The following is a 3,585-nucleotide window of genomic DNA, read 5'->3' on the forward strand; positions in this document are numbered from 1 at the left end:
ATCAAGCGCAAGCTGTCGGTGGGCGACAAGATGGCCGGCCGCCACGGCAACAAGGGCGTCGTCTCCCGCATCCTCCCCGAGGAGGACATGCCGTACCTCGAGGACGGGCGGCCGGTGGACATCGTGCTCAACCCGCTGGGCGTGCCCTCGCGCATGAACATCGGGCAGATCCTCGAGACGCACCTGGGCTGGGCCGCCAAGGGCGTGGGCGAGCAGCTGCAGCGCTACGTCGACGAGAACTACAGCGGCGAGAACCTCAAGAAGCAGCTGAAGACCGTGTACGACGACAAGGCCTTCGGCGACTTCGTGGACGGCCTGTCCGACGACGAGGTCAAGAGCCTGTGCTACCGCCTGAAGAAGGGCATCCATGTCGCCACGCCGGTGTTCGACGGCGCGCGCGAGACGGAGATCCACTCGCTCTTCGACGAGGCCCGTCTGCCGCGTTCCGGCCAGATGGTGCTCTTCGACGGCCGCACCGGTGAGCCGTTCGACCAGAACGTCACCGTGGGCGTGATGTACATGCTCAAGCTGCACCACCTGGTGGACGAGAAGATCCACGCCCGCTCCATCGGGCCCTACTCGCTCGTCACGCAGCAGCCCCTGGGCGGCAAGGCCCAGTTCGGCGGCCAGCGACTGGGAGAGATGGAAGTGTGGGCGATGGAGGCCTACGGCGCCGCGTACACGCTCCAGGAGTTCCTCACCGTCAAGTCCGACGACGTGGTGGGCCGCACGCGCATGTACGAGGCGATCGTCAAGGGCGACAACGTCCTCGAGTCCGGCCTGCCCGAGTCGTTCAACGTGCTCCTCAAGGAGCTCCAGTCGCTCGCGCTCGACGTCGAGCTCCTGGAGAGCGCTCCGCCCGAGCGCCAGCGCTCCTTCTCGGGAGACTTCGGTGGTGGCGATGGCGAGGACCGCGTGAAGACCGGTACCGAGGCCTAGTCCAGCGTGCCTGACCCCCCGGCGCCCGCTCCCTCAGCGGGCGGGCGCTGGCGGCCAGGCGAAACGAATTCGCGCTCACGCGCTCAGAAGAAATTCGGAGGCACCGTGAAGGACATTTTCAACTTCTTCGAGAAGCCGAAGGATCCGCTCTCGTTCAACGCCATCCGCATCGCGCTGGCGTCGCCGGACAAGATCCGGCAGTGGTCGCACGGCGAGGTCAAGAAGCCGGAGACGATCAACTACCGCACCTTCAAGCCGGAGCGGGACGGCCTGTTCTGCGCCCGCATCTTCGGCCCGGTGAAGGACTACGAGTGCAACTGCGGCAAGTACAAGCGCATGAAGCACCGCGGCGTGGTGTGCGAGAAGTGCGGCGTGGAGGTGATCCAGTCCAAGGTGCGCCGTGAGCGCCTGGGCCACATCACGCTCGCGACCCCCGTCGCGCACATCTGGTTCCTCAAGTCGCTCCCCAGCCGTCTGGGAAACCTGCTCGACATCACGCTCAAGGAGCTCGAGAAGGTCCTGTACTGCGAGAGCTACATCATCATCGACCCCAAGGCGACGCCGCTGCAGAAGGGCGAGCTCGTCAGCGAGGAGAAGCTCCACCGGCTCTACGAGGAGCACGGTGAGGACTCCTTCTCCGCGGGCATGGGCGGCGAGGCCGTCCGCGAGATGCTGAAGTCCCTGGACGTCAATCGCCTGTCCGAGGACCTGCGCCGCGACATGCGCGAGACCAACTCGGAGGCCAAGAAGAAGAAGTACGCCAAGCGCCTCAAGGTCGCCGAGGCCTTCCGCCAGTCCGGCAACAAGCCGGAGTGGATGATGCTCGACGTCATCCCGGTCATCCCGCCCGACCTCCGTCCCCTGGTTCCCCTGGACGGTGGCCGCTTCGCGACCTCGGACCTCAACGACCTGTACCGCCGCGTCATCAACCGCAACAACCGCCTCAAGCGGCTCCAGGAGCTCAACGCTCCGGACATCATCATCCGCAACGAGAAGCGGATGCTGCAGGAGGCCGTGGACGCGCTGTTCGACAACGGCCGCCGCGGCAAGACGATCACCGGCCCCAACAAGCGGCCGCTGAAGTCCCTCTCCGACATGCTCAAGGGCAAGCAGGGCCGGTTCCGTCAGAACCTGCTCGGCAAGCGCGTGGACTACTCCGGTCGCTCGGTGATCGTGGTGGACCCGGAGCTCAAGCTGCACCAGTGCGGCCTGCCGAAGATCATGGCGCTCGAGCTCTACAAGCCCTTCATCTACAACAAGCTCGAGGAGAAGGGGTACGTCACCACCATCAAGAGCGCCAAGAAGATGGTGGAGAAGGAGCGTCCCGAGGTCTGGGACATCCTCGAGGACGTCATCCGTGAGCACCCGGTCCTCCTGAACCGCGCGCCCACGCTGCACCGCCTCGGCATGCAGGCCTTCGAGCCCGTGCTCATCGAGGGCAAGGCCATCCAGCTGCACCCGCTGGTGTGCGCCGCCTTCAACGCGGACTTCGACGGTGACCAGATGGCCGTCCACGTGCCGCTCTCCATCGAGGCTCAGATGGAGGCCCGCGTGCTGATGATGTCCACCAACAACATCCTCAGCCCCGCCAACGGCAAGCCCATCATCGTCCCCACGCAGGACATGGTGCTCGGCATCTACTACATGACCCGCGCCCGCGAGTTCGCTCACGGCGAGGGCCGCGTCTTCGCCTCCCCGGACGAGGTGCGCGCCGCGTACGACCATGGCGAGGTCCACCTCCAGGCCAAGGTCGTCTGCCGCATCGACGGCAAGCGCAAGGAGACCACCGTCGGCCGCGTCATGCTCTGGGACATCGTGCCGCGCAAGGTGGGTTTCGACGCCATCAACAAGGTGCTCGACAAGAAGTCGCTCGGCGCCCTCATCGACCTCTGCTACCGCCTCACCGGCGAGAAGGAGACGGTGCTGCTGGCCGACCGCATCCGGTCGCTCGGCTACACCCACGCCACCCGCGCCGGCATCTCCATCGCGCTCAAGGACATGATCATCCCTGCCAAGAAGCAGGAGTTCCTGGACTTCGCGCGCAAGGAGGTGGCGGAGATCGAGAACCAGTACCTCGAGGGTCTCATCACCGACGGCGAGCGCTACAACAAGGTCATCGATATCTGGGCGGAGATCACCGAGAAGGTGGCCGCCGAGATGATGCAGCAGATCTCCCAGGACGAGGCCGTGGGCGAGAAGGACGGCAAGCGCGAGGTGCGCAAGCAGCCGTCGTTCAACCCCATCTACATCATGGCCGACTCCGGAGCCCGCGGCAGCGCCCAGCAGATCCGCCAGCTGGCCGGTATGCGCGGCCTGATGGCCAAGCCCTCGGGTGAAATCATCGAGACGCCCATCACGGCCAACTTCCGTGAAGGCCTCTCCGTGCTCCAGTACTTCATCTCCACCCACGGCGCCCGCAAGGGTCTGGCGGACACGGCCCTCAAGACGGCCAACTCCGGCTACCTCACCCGCCGTCTCGTCGACGTGGCCCAGGACGCCATCATCAACGAGTACGACTGCGGCACCATGGACGGCCTCTTCATCGGCGCCCTCGTCGAGGGTGGCGAGATCATCGAGGCGCTCGGTGAGCGCATCCTCGGCCGCGTGGCCCTGGACGACATCCTCGATCCGGTGACGAACGACGTG

1 protein-coding gene and 1 pseudogene are annotated in these 3,585 nt (G+C 65.7%); both read left to right on the top strand.

The window, feature by feature from the left end; genetic code table 11:
• Positions 1-939 (top strand): annotated as a pseudogene (locus ACJ8AT_RS35585) (DNA-directed RNA polymerase subunit beta); the annotation flags it as partial.
• 105 nt (positions 940-1,044) lie between these two features.
• On the top strand, positions 1,045-3,585 hold a 2,541-nt coding region (gene rpoC, locus ACJ8AT_RS35590), incomplete at its 3' end, for a DNA-directed RNA polymerase subunit beta' (RefSeq protein WP_407742422.1).

This window comes from Hyalangium sp. (genome assembly GCF_045802625.1).
In the GTDB taxonomy this organism is placed as follows: domain Bacteria; phylum Myxococcota; class Myxococcia; order Myxococcales; family Myxococcaceae; genus Hyalangium.